The organism is Devosia sp. (assembly GCF_025809055.1).
Lineage (GTDB): Bacteria > Pseudomonadota > Alphaproteobacteria > Rhizobiales > Devosiaceae > Devosia.
This window is the reverse complement of the sequence record NZ_CP075529.1, coordinates 1,577,229-1,594,869: the sequence shown is the minus strand read 5'-3', so window position 1 is coordinate 1,594,869 and position 17,641 is coordinate 1,577,229. Positions and strand designations below refer to the sequence as shown.

18 protein-coding genes are annotated in these 17,641 nt (G+C 63.5%); 10 read left to right on the top strand and 8 right to left on the bottom strand.

The features are described from left to right. Positions 1-56: 56 nt before the first annotated feature. From KIT02_RS07810 to KIT02_RS07780, 7 genes are all read right to left on the bottom strand, one after another. Positions 57-1,472 (bottom strand): trehalose-6-phosphate synthase, encoded by a 1,416-nt coding sequence (locus tag KIT02_RS07810; RefSeq protein WP_297584556.1) that lies wholly within the window; start codon positions 1,470-1,472, stop codon positions 57-59. A gap of 77 nt (positions 1,473-1,549) precedes the next feature. Next, positions 1,550-2,344: a trehalose-phosphatase gene (otsB, locus tag KIT02_RS07805; protein WP_297584552.1), complete on the bottom strand. Its 795-nt coding sequence runs from the start codon at positions 2,342-2,344 to the stop codon at positions 1,550-1,552. A gap of 319 nt (positions 2,345-2,663) precedes the next feature. After that, positions 2,664-3,227 (bottom strand): nucleoside deaminase, encoded by a 564-nt coding sequence (locus KIT02_RS07800; protein ID WP_297585154.1) that lies wholly within the window; start codon positions 3,225-3,227, stop codon positions 2,664-2,666. Positions 3,228-3,287: 60 nt separating this feature from the next. Further along, positions 3,288-4,082, bottom strand: coding sequence for an META domain-containing protein (locus KIT02_RS07795; RefSeq protein WP_297584550.1), 795 nt, complete (start codon positions 4,080-4,082; stop codon positions 3,288-3,290). Between the two features lie 74 nt (positions 4,083-4,156). Then, positions 4,157-4,660 (bottom strand): ureidoglycolate lyase, encoded by a 504-nt coding sequence (locus KIT02_RS07790; RefSeq protein ID WP_297584547.1) that lies wholly within the window; start codon positions 4,658-4,660, stop codon positions 4,157-4,159. 3 nt (positions 4,661-4,663) lie between these two features. Further along, positions 4,664-5,476, bottom strand: a complete 813-nt coding sequence (locus KIT02_RS07785; protein ID WP_297584545.1) for a bifunctional allantoicase/(S)-ureidoglycine aminohydrolase — start codon at positions 5,474-5,476, stop codon at positions 4,664-4,666. Between the two features lie 69 nt (positions 5,477-5,545). Then, positions 5,546-5,878, bottom strand: a complete 333-nt coding sequence (locus KIT02_RS07780; RefSeq protein ID WP_297584498.1) for a metalloregulator ArsR/SmtB family transcription factor — start codon at positions 5,876-5,878, stop codon at positions 5,546-5,548. Between the two features lie 50 nt (positions 5,879-5,928). On the opposite strand from KIT02_RS07780, the gene KIT02_RS07775 reads away from it, so the two are divergent. From KIT02_RS07775 to KIT02_RS07765, 3 genes are read left to right on the top strand one after another with little or no spacing between them, the layout of a single operon-like run. After that, positions 5,929-6,387, top strand: a complete 459-nt coding sequence (locus KIT02_RS07775) for an SRPBCC domain-containing protein (protein ID WP_297584495.1) — start codon at positions 5,929-5,931, stop codon at positions 6,385-6,387. After that, a complete protein-coding gene (locus KIT02_RS07770) occupies positions 6,384-6,836 on the top strand; it encodes an SRPBCC family protein (protein WP_297584492.1) in 453 nt (150 codons plus the stop codon). The genes KIT02_RS07775 and KIT02_RS07770 overlap by 4 nt, the downstream gene beginning before the upstream one ends. Positions 6,837-6,876: 40 nt before the next feature. After that, entirely contained in the window at positions 6,877-7,014 is a 138-nt protein-coding gene (locus KIT02_RS07765; RefSeq protein ID WP_297584489.1) for a hypothetical protein, read from the top strand. Here the strand turns inward: KIT02_RS07765 and puuE are convergent. Continuing rightward, positions 7,011-8,429, bottom strand: coding sequence for an allantoinase PuuE (gene puuE / locus KIT02_RS07760; RefSeq protein WP_297584486.1), 1,419 nt, complete (start codon positions 8,427-8,429; stop codon positions 7,011-7,013). The two genes, KIT02_RS07765 and puuE, sit on opposite strands and share 4 nt — an antisense overlap. A 155-nt stretch (positions 8,430-8,584) precedes the next feature. On the opposite strand from puuE, the gene uraH reads away from it, so the two are divergent. The 7 genes from uraH to KIT02_RS07725 all read left to right on the top strand — a co-directional run bounded on the left by uraH (position 8,585) and on the right by KIT02_RS07725 (position 17,588). After that, positions 8,585-8,935, top strand: coding sequence for a hydroxyisourate hydrolase (gene uraH, locus KIT02_RS07755; RefSeq protein ID WP_297584483.1), 351 nt, complete (start codon positions 8,585-8,587; stop codon positions 8,933-8,935). Positions 8,936-8,939: 4 nt separating this feature from the next. Next, positions 8,940-10,406 carry a xanthine dehydrogenase small subunit gene (gene xdhA / locus KIT02_RS07750; RefSeq protein ID WP_297584479.1) on the top strand — a complete coding sequence of 489 codons (1,467 nt, stop codon included), beginning with the start codon at positions 8,940-8,942 and terminating at the stop codon, positions 10,404-10,406. A gap of 178 nt (positions 10,407-10,584) precedes the next feature. After that, positions 10,585-12,915 (top strand): xanthine dehydrogenase molybdopterin binding subunit, encoded by a 2,331-nt coding sequence (gene xdhB / locus KIT02_RS07745; RefSeq protein ID WP_297584475.1) that lies wholly within the window; start codon positions 10,585-10,587, stop codon positions 12,913-12,915. Between the two features lie 291 nt (positions 12,916-13,206). Next, positions 13,207-14,064: a xanthine dehydrogenase accessory protein XdhC gene (gene xdhC, locus KIT02_RS07740; protein WP_297584472.1), complete on the top strand. Its 858-nt coding sequence runs from the start codon at positions 13,207-13,209 to the stop codon at positions 14,062-14,064. After that, positions 14,054-15,583, top strand: a complete 1,530-nt coding sequence (locus KIT02_RS07735) for an ABC transporter ATP-binding protein (protein ID WP_366520595.1) — start codon at positions 14,054-14,056, stop codon at positions 15,581-15,583. Before xdhC ends, KIT02_RS07735 begins: the two co-directional genes overlap by 11 nt. Beyond that, on the top strand, positions 15,580-16,662 hold the full coding sequence (locus tag KIT02_RS07730; protein WP_297584469.1) for an ABC transporter permease: 1,083 nt from the start codon (positions 15,580-15,582) through the stop codon (positions 16,660-16,662). Before KIT02_RS07735 ends, KIT02_RS07730 begins: the two co-directional genes overlap by 4 nt. Positions 16,663-16,664: 2 nt before the next feature. Further along, positions 16,665-17,588, top strand: a complete 924-nt coding sequence (locus tag KIT02_RS07725; protein WP_297585148.1) for an ABC transporter permease — start codon at positions 16,665-16,667, stop codon at positions 17,586-17,588. Positions 17,589-17,641 lie beyond the last annotated feature (53 nt).

Here is a 17,641-nt window from a genome sequence, read left to right as displayed (position 1 = left end):
CCCTGGTCAGGGGGAGGTATAGAAGGGCGGTGCATTAACTCACCGTTGGGCCAATCCTAGGCGACCGAGGCGAGATAGAGCATGTCGCGGCTGGGCCTGGTTTCGGCCATGGCGTCCGGGGCCAGGCCATCGAGAAACTCCACGGCCCAATCGTCGACATTATGGGCCATGGCGGCGTCCATCAGGGCGCGCCAGCGGTCGCGGCGCTCATCGAGTGGCATGTCCAGCGCGATGCGCAGGGCCTCGGCCGTCTCATCGGTGTCGAACGGGTTGACCAGCAGGGCCTCGGGGAAAATCTCGGCGGCGCCGGCAAAACGCGACAGGATCAGGACGCCGGGATCTTCCGGATCCTGCGCGCCGATAAATTCGTGCGCCACCAGGTTCATGCCATCGCGCAGGGGTGTGACGAGGCAGACACGGGCGAGCCGGTAGAGGCCGGCAAGGCTGGGCTGTCCATAGGCGCGTTTCACATAGGTCAGCGGCTGCCAGTCCGGCTCGGCGAACTGGCCCATGACGCGCCCGCAAATGGCGTCGAGCGTGTCGCTGGTCTCCTGATATTCCTTGATCGTATCGCGCGAGGGCGGGGCGACCTGCAGCATGTGCACCTGCCTGCGCAGCCGGGAATTGTTGGCCAACAACTTTTCATAGGCTTCAACGCGCTGCGGCAGGCCCTTGGAATAGTCGAGCCGGTCGACGCCGAGCACGAGCCTCTGATCGCCCAGGGCACGATGCATGCGATGGATCATCTTGGTTGCGGCCGGGCTGACCGACAGCTTTGCAAAGGCCTCCGGGTCCGACCCGATGGGGAAGGCCTCGACGGCGGTGCCCGAGAAATCGATGGCCTTGGCCTTGTGGCCACCAAAGGTCGAGGGCGCCTGGTGCTCGGCAAACTCGGTGAAGGCCGCCACGTCGCGGCGGGCCTGGAAGCCAACCAGGTCATAGCGCGACAGGTCGCGCATGAGTTCCTCGTGGTGCGGGATGGCGTAGAGCGCATCGGCGGTGGGGAAGGGAATGTGGAGGTAAAAGCCGATGCGGTTTTTCGCGCCAAGATTGCGCAGTTCGCGTGCCAAGGGGATCAGGTGATAATCGTGCACCCAGACAATGTCGTCGGGCTTGAGCAGCGGCGCGAGGGCCTTGGCGAACTGTGCATTGACGCGGCGATAGCCTTCGTACCAGTGGCTTTCGATGGTGGCGAGATCGAGCCGCAAGTGAAAGCTGGGCCACAGGATCGAATTGGAGAAACCGGCATAGTAGGCGTGGTGATCGTCGCGGGTGAGGTCGATCTGGGCGACCTCCAGGCCATCAATGTCTTCGATCCGCGCCTCGGTGGAGGGCTGATCGGTCAGCTTGCCCGACCAGCCGAACCAGAAGCCCTCGCGATCGGCCAGTACCTTGCGCAGGGCCACGGCCAGCCCGCCTGCTGCGGGGCCCTTGCCGGGGGTGCGGTTCGATACAATGACAATGCGGCTCATCTGGTTCGTTCTCCTTCGATCAATCTTGCGGCGGCTGTTCCGGGCGGAAAAGCGGGGTCCACTTTTCCGCCAGGCGCTTAGTGTGCCACCGTATCGGCCAGGATCGGCTCTGCCGGGCGCTGGCGGGTGGCCATGTCGCCCAATCCGCGCAGCAGGGCATGGACGGAGCTGACATCGGCGATGCGCATGCGGGCACTGGTTTCGCCCGGCCCGAGCTTGATGCCCATGCCACCCAGTTCCTGGGCGGCGCGGAAGGCGTCTTCATCGGTGCGATCGTCGCCGATGAAGATAGGCGTGCGGCCGGCAAAGGGTTCTTCCTGCATGAAGGCCTTGAGGGCAGCGCCCTTGTCGAAGGCCGCCGGGCGGGCTTCGATCACCATCTTGCCGGGTACCAGGGTGAAATCGGCGTGGTGGAGCACCGCTTCCTGCACGGCCAGGTGACAGACGCCTTCGAGATCGGGCGCCTGGCGGAAATGCAGCGCGACGGCGGCCTGTTTTGGCTCGACCAACAGCTCGGGATGCGACTGCACCAGCGGCTCGAGCGCGGCAGCGATATCCCTGGCGCTTTCGACAACCGTTGCGTCAGGCAGGTCCATGGAGCCATCGGCGCGGCGGCGTTCGGCACCGTGCGCGCCGGCAATCGGCAGGTTCAAGGGCGCCAGAAACCGGTCGATATCGGCGATTTCGCGCCCGGTCAGAACGGCAAAGGCGTGGTCGAAATCGACCAGCGCGCGATCGAGCTGATCGGTGAGAGCGGAGGATACCTCGACGGCGTCGGGGGTCTCAGCGATCTCGACAAGCGTGCCGTCGAAATCGGTGAAGATGGCGAGCAGGGGCGCCGCGCCATCGGAATGAGCAAGCAGATCGGACATGGCTGCTCCTTGGTTGCATTGATGGATAGGGATTTCAACGCAGCCGCAGCCAAAAGGTTCTGCCCACATGCCTGCCATGCGCTGAGCGGGACATGAACGAAATCTTAACGGCGCATTCGCACGGGGTTCAAACTGACCGGATTAGAAGGATGGCGAGCTGACAGAGATCGGCCGCGCGTCATTCAATCGGGGGATTCCGATGTCACAGATTTTCACTACGGCGCTGTTTGCGCTTTCGCTGAGTTTTCTGGCCCTTGCTGCCTCTTTCGCGGAGGTGCCGCGGAGCGAGCGGGCGGCTGTGATCATGGCCGAATAGGCCTCAGGCCAGGGGAATGCCCTTGTGCCCCTTGCTGCTCTGATAGGCGGCCGACACGTCGTTGTAGAAGGCGTTGATGTCGTCGAGACGCGCCAGCAGCGTTTCGCGATGGCTGCGGTCGAGCCCGGCCAGCATGCCCATGATCGAATGGCTGGTCCAGAACCGGTTGGAGCGGTTGTAGAGCGGCCGGTCATCGGGCGCGGCGGAGCGATCAGGGTCGGGAACCGCATAGACTTCGCGCAGGATAGCGATGTCGTGGGGGATGCCGAAGCTATCGCGCGTGTCCTCGTAACTGAAGAGATAATAGAAATTGTCGAAGCCGGACCAGGTGATGCCCGACAGGCAGAGCGAACAGGGTTCGTGGGTGGCCAGGAACAGGCAGTCCCGTGGGTCCGGCCGCTGCGCGGCGGGCAGTTCGTAGAAGCGCTTGATGGCGTGCATTTCGCCATGCCAAAGCGGATTTTCGGTTTCGTTATTGGTTTCGGCGATCACCACCGACAGATCGGACTTGCGCAGGATGGCGGCGCCGAAAAGCTTGTTGCCCTTGCCGACTCCTGCCTGCGTCATGGCCGCGATGTCGGTCTCGATGACGTCGAAGAAGCGGGTGATGAGGCTGTGGTTGTCCAATCAGGGCTCCTGTCGCACCAGCCCCACCAGGGGCACGCGCGCAGCATCGAGCAGGCGCAGGCTGTTGCCCTCGACCTGGTAGAAGCGGACGGCGGCGAGAGCCGCGAAATAGGCGCTCTCCTGCTCCATCAACTCGGGCGCGCAGGCCATGCGTGTCGCGGCTGCAGCGCTGAAGGCGATGGTGTCGGCTTCGATGACGGCCTCGGAGAAATAGCTGTTGCAGCCCGATGTGCCGCCGGCACGCCGATCAAGGGCAATAGAAAGCGTGGCCGGCCGTTCGGCGGATACGGGCCGGCCGCCGATGCTGGTGACGACCCAGACGGTTTCGAGAAGCTCCGCATCAATTGGCATGTCATCCTCCGGTTCCGGTTCCGGTTCCGGTGCGGGTGGCGGCTCGGCGGGCGGGGGCGGCGCGGGCAGGCGCTGCACCATGATGGCATAGCCGTCCGGGCGGGAGAGATCGACCGGCACCGGCACGGCATTCCGGAAAAGCGGCGTGCCGCCATGGCTGATGGTGGCGACCAACCCGACCTTTCCGGCGCTGTGCACCGACTGGCTGCGCAGGTTGAGGGTGAAATCGAGCGGCGGCTGGCTGCCGGCAACGACAGCGGAATGAGCCGAGGCAATGACGCTGTTGCCGCCCAGGGTGACCACGGCGATGGTCAGGCTGGCGCCGGGCGGCAGGGCCATGCGCTCGCGATAGGTTACGGTGCCGGAAAGCGAGACCGGCTGCGCCAGGGTGGGAAAGACGGACAGGGCGAGCATGGCCAGGCCCAAGAACAGACGCATGAACATGAGTGCGATCTCCTTCCGATACCTGAAGATTAACGCAGCGTCAGGCGGCAGGCGAGCACGCTTTCGACTTAGGGTTATTGTGCCGGCGCGGAGATGACATAGGGCCGGTCGAAGTGATGTTCTTCGAGATTGTTGCCGTCGCCCCCGCGGTCGACGACGAGAAAGTCTGCCGGCATTTCGAGCGGGGTCAGCACACCATGCCAGGTGTTCATGGCGATGTTGACGCCCTGACCCGGTTGAGGCCGGAAAGCGCGCAGGCTCGTGGGTGTGCCCCCGGCGTCCTCGGCAACGATGACCAGCCAGGGCGTGTTCGACAGCGGGTAGAAGGCCTGGCTGCCGAGCGGATGGCGCTCGACGAGTTTCAGGGAAAGCGGCAGTGCATAGGGCTCGCCGCGAAAAATCGAAATCAGCGGGCGCGGATGGACGCCACCCAATTCGACCCGGGCCAAGTCGTGATAGCGCTCAGTCTTGCCGTTATTGATGGGATAATGGTGGGCCCCGGCGGTTTCGATGACCTGTCCGAAGGGCGCAAAGGCCTCGGCGGTCAGCGGCTCGATGGTGATTGCGCGATCGCTCATGGCTCAGAACGGCAGCTTCGCGTGGCGGTTGACGTCCTTGTAGAGCAGGTAGCGGAACCGTTGCGGGCCGGCATAACAGGCCTGCGGGCAGAAAGCGCGCAACCACATGAAGTCCCCGGCCTCCACCTCGACCCAATCGCGGTTGAGCCGATAGACGGCCTTGCCCTCAAGCACATAGAGCCCGTGCTCCATGACATGAGTTTCCTCGAAGGGAATGACCGCACCGGGTTCGAGGGTGACGATATTGACATGCATGTCGTGGCGCAGGTCGTCCGGTTCGACGAAGCGGGTGGTGCCCCAGGTGTCATTGGTCCCCGGCATCCAGCGGATGTCGACTTCATTCTCGTTGGTGACGAAGGCCTCGGGCGGAGAAATGCCCTCGACCGTCTCGTAGCGCTTGCGCACCCAGTGAAACGAGGCCGGCGCGGTGGACTTGTTCACAAGACTCCAGACGCAGCCGGGGGGCAGGAAGGCATAACCGCCCTCTTCGAGCAGGTGGGCCTTACCCTCGAGCGTCAGGGTCAGTTGTCCGGATACGACAAAGATCACCCCTTCGGCCTCGGCATTGGGCTCGGGACGCTCGCTGCCGCCGCCGGGCTGCACTTCCACGACGTATTGGGAAAAGGTTTCCGCAAAGCCGGAAAGCGGCCGGGCGATGACCCAGAGCCGGGTGTCGCGCCAATGCGGCAGGTAGGAGGTCACGATGTCGCGCATGACCCCGTGCGGGATGACGGCATAGGCCTCGGTGAAGGTGGCGCGGCCGGTGTGAAGGTCCATCTGTCCGGGCAGGCCGGCTTTGGGGGTGGCGTAGGGCATTGCGGTCCTGTGTTCCCGAAACGTCACCCAAGCTAGTCGGTGTGACTGGCACTTGTCACGGCTTAAGCGTCAGCTCTGCGCGGTCTCGACGCTGTGCTTGAGGCGGCTCAGCATGGTCGCCGCATAGGCGGCATAGGGACCGATCCAGCGTTCATGGATGGCGTGGACGGGCAGGGCGTCGAGATGGTTCCAGCGCTCGCGGCCACGCCTTTCGGCGATGACGAGGCCTGCGTCTTCAAGGACGCCGAGATGCTGCATGACCGTGCAGCGATCGAGCTCGGAGAATTTTTCGCACAGGGCGCCGGTCGTGGCGGGCCCCTTTTTGAGAACGTCCAGTATCCGGCGCCGGACGCGGTGCCCCAGAGCCTTGAAAATCAGGTCGTCGTGGTCGTCGGTTGACATGTTATGAAACTATAACATATTGTGCGGCTGGTCAACCGAGGAGACACGAGATGGCCTATGAATTCACAGTGAGCGGGCGGATCGCCAAGCCGGTGCACGAGGTGTTCGAGGCCGTCGCCGATCCGGGCGAGTTGTCGGCCTATTTCACCACGGGCGGCGCAAAGGGCCGGCTGGAAACAGGCGCCACCGTAAGCTGGGACTTTCACGATTTTCCCGGCGCCTTTCCGGTGCATGTGGTCGAGGTGGTGCCGGATAGCCGGATCGTGCTGCGCTGGGACGCGGCCCCGGACGATGACGCGGCGGGGACCTACCAGACGACGGTGACCATGACCTTCGAGGGACTGGATGACGGCCGCACGCTGGTGCGCATCCATGAAGGTGGTTTTCGCGAGAGCGATGCCGGACGCAAGGCGTCTTTCGGCAATTGCGAGGGCTGGACCGGGATGCTCTGCGCCATGCGTGTGTGGAAGGAACACGGCATCCGCTTCCGCGAGGGTTTTTACAAGTGAGCACGGTCACCGCTGAGGCAAGACACAGGTTTGCATCGCTGACGCCGGACCAGGTCTTTGCAGCCTGGACCGACCCGGCGCTGTTGCGACAATGGATGGTGGTCCACCTGCGCGAGACTGAACCCGAGGCGCAGGTTACCCGGATCCAGGTCGATGCGGTGGTGGGCGGGCGCTACTGCTTTGCCGATAGCCGCGACGGCTCGGAGGCCTGGGGCTATTATAAGGAGCTGGAGAGACCGCACCGGATCGCCTTCAGCTGGTTCGTCGATCCGGCGGAGGAGCAGGAGGACAATTCTCTCGTGACCCTGCGTATCGAGCCGGAGGGCGCGGGCTCAATCGTCTATGCCAGTCACGAGATGAGTGACGAATGGACAGACTATCTTGAGCAGACAGGGCGGGCCTGGGCCTCGATGCTGGAGGCTATCGATCAGGCCTTAAGCCCGCGTTAGGGTTACTGAATTTCAACATTTTGGGGCCGATACTGGCGGGATGAATAGCCTGTTCCAGAGTATCGGCGCCGTGCGGCCCAATTGGATGCAACACCACCTGCCGTGGCTCGGTGTTCTCGCACTCCTGTTCGGTCTGGCCGATGACGCCGCCGAACGCGATAGCGACGAGACCGGTTAGGGCATCACAGCCTGCAATCGCAATAGCGCGATGCGCTCGACCTGGGCGCAGGCGGTGGCAAATTCCTGATCGGCGCTGTTGTCGAGCCGGTGACGGAAGGCTTCCAGAATTGAAACCTTGGTATTGTCGCGGACGGCGATGATGAACGGAAAGCCGAACTTTTCGACATAGGCGCTGTTGAGCGCGGTGAAGTCATTGCGCTCGGTGTCGGTGAGGGCGTCGAGACCGGCCGAGGCCTGCTCGGCCGTGGAATCGGCGGTGAGCCGTTTTGCGGCCGCGAGCTTGCCGGCAAGGTCGGGGTGGGCGCGCAGGACGCCCAGCCGTTCGGCCTCGCTCGCCATGCGGAACTGATTGCGCAGCGCGAAATGCAGTCCGATGGCCGTGTCGTTTGCCGGGCCCATTTCGGCTTCCCAGGCCCGCTCGGCGATCCATGGCGAGTGCTCGAAGATCGAGCCATAGCGGGCGACGAAAGCATCGCGCTCGAGCTGGCTGGGAATGACTTCGGGGGCGACATAGGGATGTTCTTGGGCCCAGTGCTCGGCAATGGCGAGGCGTGTCGGCACCCAGACTTTGTCAAAACCCCTGATGTAATCGACGAATTTTCTGAGCCCGTGATAGCGGCCCGGTTGGCCCACCAGGCGGCAATGCAGGCCGATGGACATCATCTTGGGGCTTCCGGCCAAGCCCTCGGCATAGAGGCAGTCAAAACTGTCCTTGAGGAAGGTGAAATATTCCTCGCCATTGTCAAAACCCGGCGCGGTGACGAAGCGCATGTCGTTGGCGCTGAGCGTATAGGGGATGATCAGTTGCGGCTTGCCGCCGACGAGCCGCCAATAGGGCAGGTCATCGTCATAGGTGTCGGAAATATAGGCGAAGCCGCCATAGTTGGCGACCAGATCCACGGTGTTGAGGCTGGACCGTCCGGTGTACCAGCCCAGCGGGCGGGAGCCGGTGGCGATGGTGTGCAGGCGTACGGCCTCGGCAATCTGGGCGCTCTCCTCGGAAGCGGGCATGTCCTTGTGCTGCACCCATTTGAGGCCGTGGCTGGCGATTTCCCAGCCTGCCTCCTGCATGGCCGCAAGCTGGGCCGGCGCGCGCATCAGGGCGGTGGCGACGCCATAGACGGTGACCGGCAGGCCGGCCTCGGTGAACAGGCGATGCAGCCGCCAGAAACCGGCGCGGGCACCATATTCATACATGGATTCCACATTGGCATGACGCTGGTCCGGCCAGGGCTGGGCCCCGAGCACATCGACGAGGAAGGCCTCTGAAGCGGCATCGCCATGCAGGATATTGTTCTCGCCGCCCTCTTCGTAGTTCAGCACGAACTGCACCGCCACATGCGCGCCGCCGGGCCAGTTTGCCGGGGGCGGGGTCTGGCCGTAGCCATGCATGTCACGGGGATAGCGGTTCATATCGGGGCCCTTTTTCAACCTGTCGGATGAAGTTTAGCCGCCCGGCCAGCGCGCACAAGATGCACAAAAGTGGACCAGTTGGTAAAAAATGTGCATTGCGCCCCGGCTGTGTTGCGATAGTCTCATTCCTCAGGGGAACGAATTCGGAGCAGCATATGTCGGGCGGACGCCTCACCACCCATGTCCTCGACACCATGCACGGCACACCGGCGCGCGGCATGCGGCTGGAACTGCACTTCGTGCATGGCGACCACACCCATCACCTGCTCGATAGCTACACCAATGCGGATGGGCGCGTGGACCAGCCCTTGCTGGACGAGGAATTCCAGCACGGCGAATACGAGATCCGCTTTCATGTCGGGCAGTATTTCGAGCGCGTCGGCGTCGAGATCTCGACGCCGTTTCTCGATGTGGTGCCGATCCGCTTCACCATTTCCGAAGACAAGCACTATCACGTGCCGCTGCTGGTGAGCCCGTTCGCCTATTCGACCTATCGGGGGAGTTGAGCGGATGGTCGAGATCACCAATGCCATCCGGTTCCTGCTCAACGGCGAAGAGGTGACGCTCACCGATGTCGCGCCGGACCTGACGCTGCTCGACTGGTTGCGGTTGGAGCGGCGGCTGCGGGGGTCGAAGGAAGGCTGCGCCGAGGGCGATTGCGGGGCCTGCACGGTGCTGGTGGGCAAGCTCATGGGCGAGGACGTCGTTTATGACTCGGTGACCGCCTGCATCCGCTTCGTCGGGAGCCTCCATGGCACCCATGTGGTGACCATCGAGCACTTGCGCGGCGAGAACGGGGCGCTGCATCCGGTGCAGCAGGCCATGGTCGACCACCACGGCTCGCAGTGCGGCTTTTGCACGCCGGGCTTCGTGATGAGCCTCTATGGGCTTTGGATGCGCGAGCCCAATCCGTCGCGCGCCGCCATCGAAACAGCGCTACAGGGCAATCTCTGCCGCTGCACCGGTTACGCGCCGATCATCCGGGCAGGCCAGTCGATTTCCGAACATGGCCAACCACAGGGCGATCCGCTCTGGGCCGAGCGCATTGCCGTCAAGGACAAGATCAAGGCGATCCGGGATGGGCGGCGGGTGGAAATTGGCTCGGGTGAGAACCGGATATTCATTCCCGCAAACCTTGACGACTTTGCCGCCATTTATGAGGCCAATCCGGATGCGCGGATCGTGGCTGGTTCGACCGATGTGGGACTGTGGGTCACCAAATTCATGCGCAGCATCGGCCCGGTGATCTTCATCGGTCATCTGGAAGAATTGAAGCGCATTGCCGAAAACGACAGCGAGTTGCGCCTTTATGCCGGTGTGACCTATTCGGAAGCGCGGCCGGCCATCGAAGCGAACTTCCCGCAATTGGGCGAGCTCTGGAACCGGTTTGCCGGCGAGCAGGTGCGCAATATGGGCACGATTGGCGGCAATATCGCCAATGGTTCGCCCATCGGCGACACGCCGCCGCCCTTCATCGCGCTGGGGGCCAAGCTGCACCTGCGGCAGGGGGAGCACCGCCGGGAGATCAAGCTCGAAGACTATTTCCTGGCCTATGGCAAACAGGACCGGCGGCCGGGCGAGTTCGTGGAAAGCGTGACCATTCCCCTGCTGCCGGCGGGCGAACGGTTTGCCACCTACAAGATTTCCAAGCGGCGCGAAGAGGACATTTCGGCGCTGTGCGGGGCGTTCCGCGTTTTCGTCAACGATGCGGGCATGGTGGGGATGGCGCGCATCGCCTTTGGCGGCATGGCGGCGACACCCAAGCGCGCCAAGGCCGTCGAGGCGGCGCTGGTGGGCAAGCCCTGGACCATGGAAACCATCGAGGCGGTTCTGACGGCTTTCGGCGAGGATTTTCAGCCGATTTCGGACATGCGTGCTTCGGCCGAATACCGGCTGCTCACGGCGCAGAATCTGCTCAAGCGGTTCTGGCTGGAAACCCAGGGGCAAGGTGAGCGGCTGAAGCGGGAGGTGGCGTGATGGATGTCTCACTTCTTCCTTCTCCCCTTGAGGGAGAAGGTGCCCGAAGGGCGGATGAGGGGTTCTTGCCCATTATCTCCATGGCCGTCGCAATCCGGCTGAAACCCCTCACCCGTCTCGCGCTGTGCGCGATCCACACTCTCCCACAAGGGGAGAGGGGAAGAGAGGGGACTAGCCCATGAACAAGCACGAAGCGCCTGTTTCCCTGTCGGTCCTCCACACCAAGACCCGCCATGACAGCGGTCCGAAACATGTGACGGGCACGGCCGAATATATTGACGACATGATCGAGCCGGTGGGCACGATGCATGCCTATCTGGGCCTGTCGACCAGGCCGCATGCCGAAATCGTCTCGGCCGATCTGAGTGCCGTCAAGGCCGCGCCGGGTGTGATCGGCGTGCTTGGGCCTGAGGATATTCCCGGCGAAAACGACGTGTCGCCCAGCCACAAGCATGACGAGCCGATCTTTGCCGTGGGCAAGGTGCAGTTCTGGGGGCAGCCGATATTTGCCGTGGTGGCCGAGACGCGCGACCAGGCGCGGCGGGCGGCGCAACTGGCTAAAATCGAATATCGCGACCTCGACTGGATACCGGACGTGCGGTCGGCGCAGCAGAGCGGTGGCAAGCTTGTCACCGAGCCATTGAAGCTCGAACGCGGCAATGTGGATGCGGGCCTTGCCGCCGCGCCGCGCCGCGCCAAGGGCGCCATCACCATCGGCGGGCAGGACCATTTCTACCTTGAAGGCCAGATCGCGTTGGCGATCCCGGGCGAGGACGAGGATGTGGTGATCCATTCCTCGACCCAGCACCCGAGCGAGGTGCAGCTCATGGTCGCCCAGGTCCTGGGTATCCGGCACAATGCGGTGACCATCAATGTGCGCCGCATGGGCGGCGGTTTCGGTGGCAAGGAAACGCAGGGCAATCTCTTTGCGGCCGTGGCAGCCCTCGCCGCCAAGAAATGGAACCGCGCCTGCAAGATCAGGCCGGACCGCGACGACGACATGCAGGCGACCGGCAAGCGGCATGATTTCGTGGTCGATTACGATGTCGGCTATGACGAGAACGGAAAAATTCTCGCCGTGGACGCCGTTTATGGCACGCGGGGCGGCTTTTCGTCGGACCTCACTGGCCCGGTGTCCGACCGGGCACTGTTCCATTGCGACAATGCCTATTGGTATCCGGCGGTGCGGGCGCGATCGGAGCCGCTCTACACCAATACCGTGTCCAATACGGCTTTTCGCGGTTTTGGCGGACCGCAGGGCATGATGGGGGCGGAGCGCTGGATCGAGGACATCGCCTATGCGCTGGGCAAGGACCCGCTCGATATCCGCAAGGCCAATTTCTATGGCACCGATACCGACAATGTGACGCCCTATCACCAGGTGGTGGAGGACAATATCGTCCACCGGGTGGTCGAAGAACTCGAAACCTCGTCCGACTATCAGGCGCGGCGGCAGGGCGTTATCGACTTCAACGAGACCAGTTCCGTCCTCAAGAAGGGCATCGCGCTGACGCCGGTAAAATTCGGCATCTCGTTCACGGCGACCTGGTACAATCAGGCCGGGGCGCTGGTGCATGTCTATAAGGATGGCTCGATCCATCTCAGCCATGGCGGCACCGAGATGGGGCAGGGGCTCTATATCAAGGTGGCGCAGGTGGTGGCCGATGCCTTCGGGGTCAATCTCGACACCGTCAAGATCATGGCGACCTCGACCGGAAAGGTGCCCAACACCTCGGCCACGGCGGCCTCGTCGGGGTCCGATCTCAACGGCATGGCGGCCTATGATGCCTGCGAGCAGATCAAGTCACGACTGATTGCCCATGCCGCAAAACTTTACGAATGCGACGAAGCGGACTGCCAGTGGGTGCAGGGCGGCCTCAATGCGGGGCACAAATTCGTGCCTTTCGCGGAACTGGCGGCGTCGGCCTATATGAACCGCGTGCAACTCTCGGCTGCCGGGTTCTACAAGACGCCGAAAATCCACTGGGATCGGGCGACGGGACGTGGCCATCCCTTCTACTATTTCGCCTATGGGGCCTCGGTCAGCGAGGTGACCATCGATACGCTGACTGGCGAATATACGGTGGATCGCGTCGACATCCTGCACGATGTCGGCAAATCGCTGAACCCGGCCGTGGACATGGGCCAGGTGGAAGGCGGCTTCATCCAGGGCATGGGCTGGCTGACCACCGAGGAACTGGTCTGGGATGCCAAGGGGCAATTGCGCACGCACGCGCCCTCGACTTACAAAATCCCGCTGGCTTCAGACCTGCCGCCGATCTTCAACGTCAAGCTCGCGGAGTGGTCGGTCAATCGCGAACCGACCATCGGCCGCTCCAAGGCCGTGGGCGAGCCGCCGTTCATGCTGGCCATTTCGGTGGTCGAAGCGCTCGGCATGGCGGTGGCGAGCGTCGCGGATTACCGGCACGCGCCGCAACTCGATACGCCGGTGACGCCCGAGCGGGTGTTGATGGGCGTGGACCGGATGAAACGGGAGGGACGGGGGTGAAAACGGGTCTCGTGGCTCTCATACCCCCACCCTCGATCCCTCCCCACAAGGGGGAGGGAGGCATATCGAGCGTGTGGCATGATGGTGCCCCCGCGATCGACAAGGCTCCCCCGCTCTGGCGGCGATTTGGCAGCGCGTTGCGTGCATATGCGTTTCAACGGTCCACGATGTCATCCCGGCGCAGGCCGGGATCCATCCTGAGACGTTTCCAGCTTCACTCATGGCGAGAATTCAGGCGCCTGGATTCCGGCCTGCGCCGGAATGACACCGGGTTTGTGGGGGCATTTTGACATGACCTCCTACCAACTCGCCACCTTCCTCGCCGCCAATCCCGCTGCAATCGCCTGCGAACTCACATCGGTGCGCGGATCTTCGCCGCGGGAGGCGGGGACCTTCATGCTGGTGGGGCCGCGGGACAACTTCGGCACCATCGGGGGCGGGGCGCTGGAATATATGGTGATCGACCACGCCCGGCGCTTACTCAGCCAGGGGCGGGGCGAAGGCGTGATGGATGTGCCGCTGGGGCCTGAAATCGGGCAGTGTTGCGGGGGCAGGGTCGAGGTGTTGCTGCGATTTGCCGATGCGGACTTGCGGGCGGAGCTGGTGGAGCGGCTGGCGGCGGAAGATGCTGGCGCGCCGCATGTCTATGTCTTTGGGGCGGGGCATGTGGGGCGGGTACTGGCGCAGATCATGGCGCTGATGCCGGTGCGGCTCGAGGTCATCGACACGCGCCGCGACGAGCTCGGTTTGCTGCCGCCGGGGGTTGCGCAGCGGCTGGTTGCCATGCCGGAGGCAGTGGTGCGGGCGGCGCCGGCCGGCAGCGCCTTTGTCATCGTGACGCATGACCATGCGCTCGACTTCCTGATCGCCGATGAAGCGCTGCGCCGGGGCGATGCGGCCTATGTCGGCATGGTCGGGTCGAAGAGCAAAAGGGCCAAGTTTTCCAACTGGTTCCTCGGGCAGGGCGGGACCGGGGAAGCGCTGGACAAGCTGATCCTGCCCATTGGGGCGCAAGGGCTTGGGGATAAACGTCCGGCGGTGATTGCGGCGCTGGCGGCGGCCGAAATTATGGTCCACATTGGGGAACGGGAAGCATCTGCCGGGCAAGTGTCCGCCCCCAGCGAATTGGGGGTGGCGAGTGGATTCTGATATGCCGAACCGGCTCGAGCTGAGCGGAATTACCAAGCAGTTTCCGGGGGTTCTGGCCAACGACAATGTGTCGTTCGCGGTCAAGCCGGGTGAAATTCATGCGCTGCTGGGCGAGAACGGGGCCGGCAAGTCCACTCTGGTGAAGATGATCTACGGGATCATGCAGCCCGATGCCGGCGAGATGCGCTGGGACGGGGCGCCGGTGACGGTGGCCAACCCGAAGGCCGCGCGAAAGCTCGGTATCGGCATGGTTTTCCAGCACTTTTCGCTGTTCGAGGCGCTGACGGTGCTCGAAAATATCGCGCTGGGCATGGATGCCAAAATCCCGTCGCGGGAACTGGAAGCGCGGATCCGGGAGGTCATGGCGACCTATGGCTTGACGCTGGACCCGCACCGCACCGTGGCGACGCTATCGGTGGGTGAACGCCAACGTATTGAAATCGTTCGTGCTTTGCTCCTGAACCCGAAGCTGCTGATCATGGACGAGCCGACTTCGGTGCTGACGCCGCAGGAGGTGGAACAACTGTTCACCGTGCTCCGGCAATTGGCCAGCGAGGGGTGCTCGATCCTCTACATTTCCCATAAGCTCCATGAAATCAAAGCCTTATGCGATACGGCGACGATCTTGCGGGGCGGCAAGCTGGTGGATATCTGCGATCCAAAGCAGGAAACCAGCCGCTCGATGGCCGAGAAAATGATCGGTTCGGGGCTCAAGGATATCGTCAAACCCGAGGGCCGCAGCTTTGGCGCGACCAAACTTGTGGTTAGCGGACTGTCAACACTTCGCGCCGGCCATTTTGACGTTCCGGTCGATAATGTGAGCTTTTCGGTACGCGCTGGTGAAATCCTGGGCATTGCCGGGGTGGCGGGCAATGGACAGAACGCATTGCTCGATGCGCTGTCGGGCGAATTGCGGGCTGCAACGCGCGATGCGATCGCCATCGACGGCAAGGGCATCGGGCTGATGGACACCAATGAGCGGCGGCGGCAGGGCCTGTGCGCCGTGCCCGAGGAACGCAATGGCCATGCGGCGGTCGGCGACTTCACGCTCAGCGACAATTCGGTGCTCACCGCCCGCGACCGTCTGGGCATGGTGGTCATGGGCCTGATCAATTCGGGTGCGGCCAAGACCTATACGGGCAAGGTGATCGCCGAATTCGCCGTCAAGGCGCTGGGGCCGGCTTCGACCGCCGGGTCGCTGTCGGGCGGGAACCTCCAGAAATACATCATGGGCCGCGAAATCCTGCAGAAGCCGAGCGTGCTGGTGGTGAGCCAGCCGACCTGGGGCGTCGATGCCGGGGCGGCCGCTGCGATTCACCAGGCGCTGGTCGATCTTTCCACGGCCGGCTCGGCCATCGTGGTCATCAGCCAGGATCTCGACGAGTTGCGCGCCCTCAGTGACACGCTTGCGGTGATCAATATGGGCCGGCTCAGCGATGCGCGGCCGGTCAAGGATTTCAGCGTGGACGAGATCGGCCTGCTCATGGGCGGGGTCCATGGCACGGTGGAGGCGGCATGATGCAGTTCCGTCTTGAAAAGCGCCGCGAACCCTCCCGGATCATGCTCTACGCCACGCCGGTGGCGGCCGTGCTGCTGACCATGATTTTCGGCGCCATTATCTTTTCGCTGATCGGCTTCGACGGGCTCGGCGCAGTGCGGGAAATCTTCTTCACGCCGCTGACCAATCCCTACAAGTGGCAGGACCTGGGGGTGAAGGCGGCGCCGCTGATCATCATCGGCGTGGGGCTGTCCATCGCCTATCGGGCCAATGTCTGGAATATCGGTGCCGAGGGCCAGTATATCATGGGCGGGCTCGCAGCCACCTGGGTGGCGCTGGCGACCTATAACATGACGGGCTGGTGGATTCTGCCGGCCATGGCCATTGCCGGCGTGCTGGGCGGGGCGGCCTATGCGGCCATTCCGGCGCTGTTCCGGACGCGGCTGGGAGTCAACGAAATCCTGACCTCGCTCATGCTGACCTATGCCTCGGTGCAGTTGATCTATTATCTGGTCCGCGCACCCTGGAAGGACCCGATGGGCATGGGCTTTCCGCAGACGCGCCGGTTCGCGGCCGATGCGCTCCTGCCCAATATCATCCCCCAGACCATCGTTCATGCCGGGGTGCCGATCGCCATCATCGTGGCGCTGATCGCCTGGTTCATCATGACCCGCTCAGTCTTTGGCTATCAGATGCGGGTTGTCGGAGCGGCGCCGCACGCCGCGCGCTATGGCGGATTTTCGGAGAACAAGACGATCTGGCTGGCGCTGCTGGTTTCGGGTGCGCTGGCGGGCCTGGCGGGGATGCTGGAAGTGGCCGGGCCATTCCAGCGCATGGTCCCCGGCTTTCCGACCAATTACGGCTTTACCGCCATCATCGTGGCCTTTCTCGGCCGGCTCAATCCGCTGGGCGTGATCTTTGCCGGCATTGTCATGGCCATCACCTTTGTCGGTGGCGAGGTGGCGCAGACGACGATCGGCCTCTCCAATGCGGCAACCGGCGTGTTCCAGGCCATGATGCTGTTCTTCCTTCTGGCCGGTGACATCCTGATCCGCTACCGGCTCAAACGGGTGTCGCCGCAAGGGGAGGTGCATCCATGACCGTGGAACTGATTATCGCCATCATCGTGACGGTGGTCGGGGCCTCGACGCCGATCCTGATCGCGGCGCTGGGCGAACTGGTCGTGGAAAAATCAGGCGTCCTCAACCTGGGCGTCGAAGGCATGATGCTGGTGGGGGCGATCATCTCCTTCATCGTGCTGTTCACAACGGGCAATCACTACCTGGCCATTCTCTGCGCAGCGGGGGCCGGGGTGATGACCTCGCTGATCTTCGGCTTCCTGACGCTGAGCCTTTCGGCCAACCAGACCGCCACCGGACTGGCGCTGACTATTTTCGGCACCGGGTTTTCCGCACTGGCCGGGCAGGGCTATTCGGCGCGGCCGGTGACCCTCCTGGGTCCGCTGTTTCCGGCGGAACTGGCCACGCATCCGATCTGGCGGGTGCTGTTCGGCTATTCGGCGCTGGTCTATTTCTCCTTCGCGCTGGTCTTTGCGGTCTGGTTCTTCCTCAAGAAGACGCGCGCCGGGCTGATCCTGCGGGCCGTGGGCGAAAACGACCTTTCGGCCCATTCCATCGGCTATTCGGTGATAGGGGTCCGCTACGCCGCGGTCGCATTCGGCGGCGCCATGGCCGGCATTGCCGGGGCCTGTTTCCCGCTGCTGCTGACCCCGCAATGGGCCGAGCGCATGACTGCCGGCCGTGGCTGGATCGCCGTGGCGCTGGTGGTCTTTGCCAGCTGGAAACCGTTCCGGCTGCTGGCCGGGGCCTACCTCTTCGGGCTGGTGATGACCATGGAGCTTTATGCCAAGGCCAGCGGCGGTCCGCTTTCGGTGATCCCGGCCGAACTCTGGGCAGCCATGCCCTATCTCGCTACAGTCGTCGTCCTGGTGCTGATCTCGGTCCGCCGCGACGCTTCATCCAACGCACCGGCATGCCTCGGCAGGCCGTTCCTGCCAGCCAATTGAGGCCACGCCCAAAGATGGTCTCGATCAACGAACCAACGTCAATCAGGAGAACA

Coding starts and splice junctions, on each gene's coding strand:
- KIT02_RS07810 (WP_297584556.1), bottom strand. CDS start 1,472: ATGAGCCGCATTGTCATTGTATCGAACCGCACCCCCGGCAAGGGCCCC.
- otsB (WP_297584552.1), bottom strand. CDS start 2,344: ATGTCCGATCTGCTTGCTCATTCCGATGGCGCGGCGCCCCTGCTCGCC.
- KIT02_RS07800 (WP_297585154.1), bottom strand. CDS start 3,227: ATGACGCAGGCAGGAGTCGGCAAGGGCAACAAGCTTTTCGGCGCCGCC.
- KIT02_RS07795 (WP_297584550.1), bottom strand. CDS start 4,082: ATGTTCATGCGTCTGTTCTTGGGCCTGGCCATGCTCGCCCTGTCCGTC.
- KIT02_RS07790 (WP_297584547.1), bottom strand. CDS start 4,660: ATGAGCGATCGCGCAATCACCATCGAGCCGCTGACCGCCGAGGCCTTT.
- KIT02_RS07785 (WP_297584545.1), bottom strand. CDS start 5,476: ATGCCCTACGCCACCCCCAAAGCCGGCCTGCCCGGACAGATGGACCTT.
- KIT02_RS07780 (WP_297584498.1), bottom strand. CDS start 5,878: ATGTCAACCGACGACCACGACGACCTGATTTTCAAGGCTCTGGGGCAC.
- KIT02_RS07775 (WP_297584495.1), top strand. CDS start 5,929: ATGGCCTATGAATTCACAGTGAGCGGGCGGATCGCCAAGCCGGTGCAC.
- KIT02_RS07765 (WP_297584489.1), top strand. CDS start 6,877: ATGAATAGCCTGTTCCAGAGTATCGGCGCCGTGCGGCCCAATTGGATG.
- puuE (WP_297584486.1), bottom strand. CDS start 8,429: ATGAACCGCTATCCCCGTGACATGCATGGCTACGGCCAGACCCCGCCC.
- uraH (WP_297584483.1), top strand. CDS start 8,585: ATGTCGGGCGGACGCCTCACCACCCATGTCCTCGACACCATGCACGGC.
- xdhA (WP_297584479.1), top strand. CDS start 8,940: ATGGTCGAGATCACCAATGCCATCCGGTTCCTGCTCAACGGCGAAGAG.
- xdhB (WP_297584475.1), top strand. CDS start 10,585: ATGAACAAGCACGAAGCGCCTGTTTCCCTGTCGGTCCTCCACACCAAG.
- xdhC (WP_297584472.1), top strand. CDS start 13,207: ATGACCTCCTACCAACTCGCCACCTTCCTCGCCGCCAATCCCGCTGCA.
- KIT02_RS07730 (WP_297584469.1), top strand. CDS start 15,580: ATGATGCAGTTCCGTCTTGAAAAGCGCCGCGAACCCTCCCGGATCATG.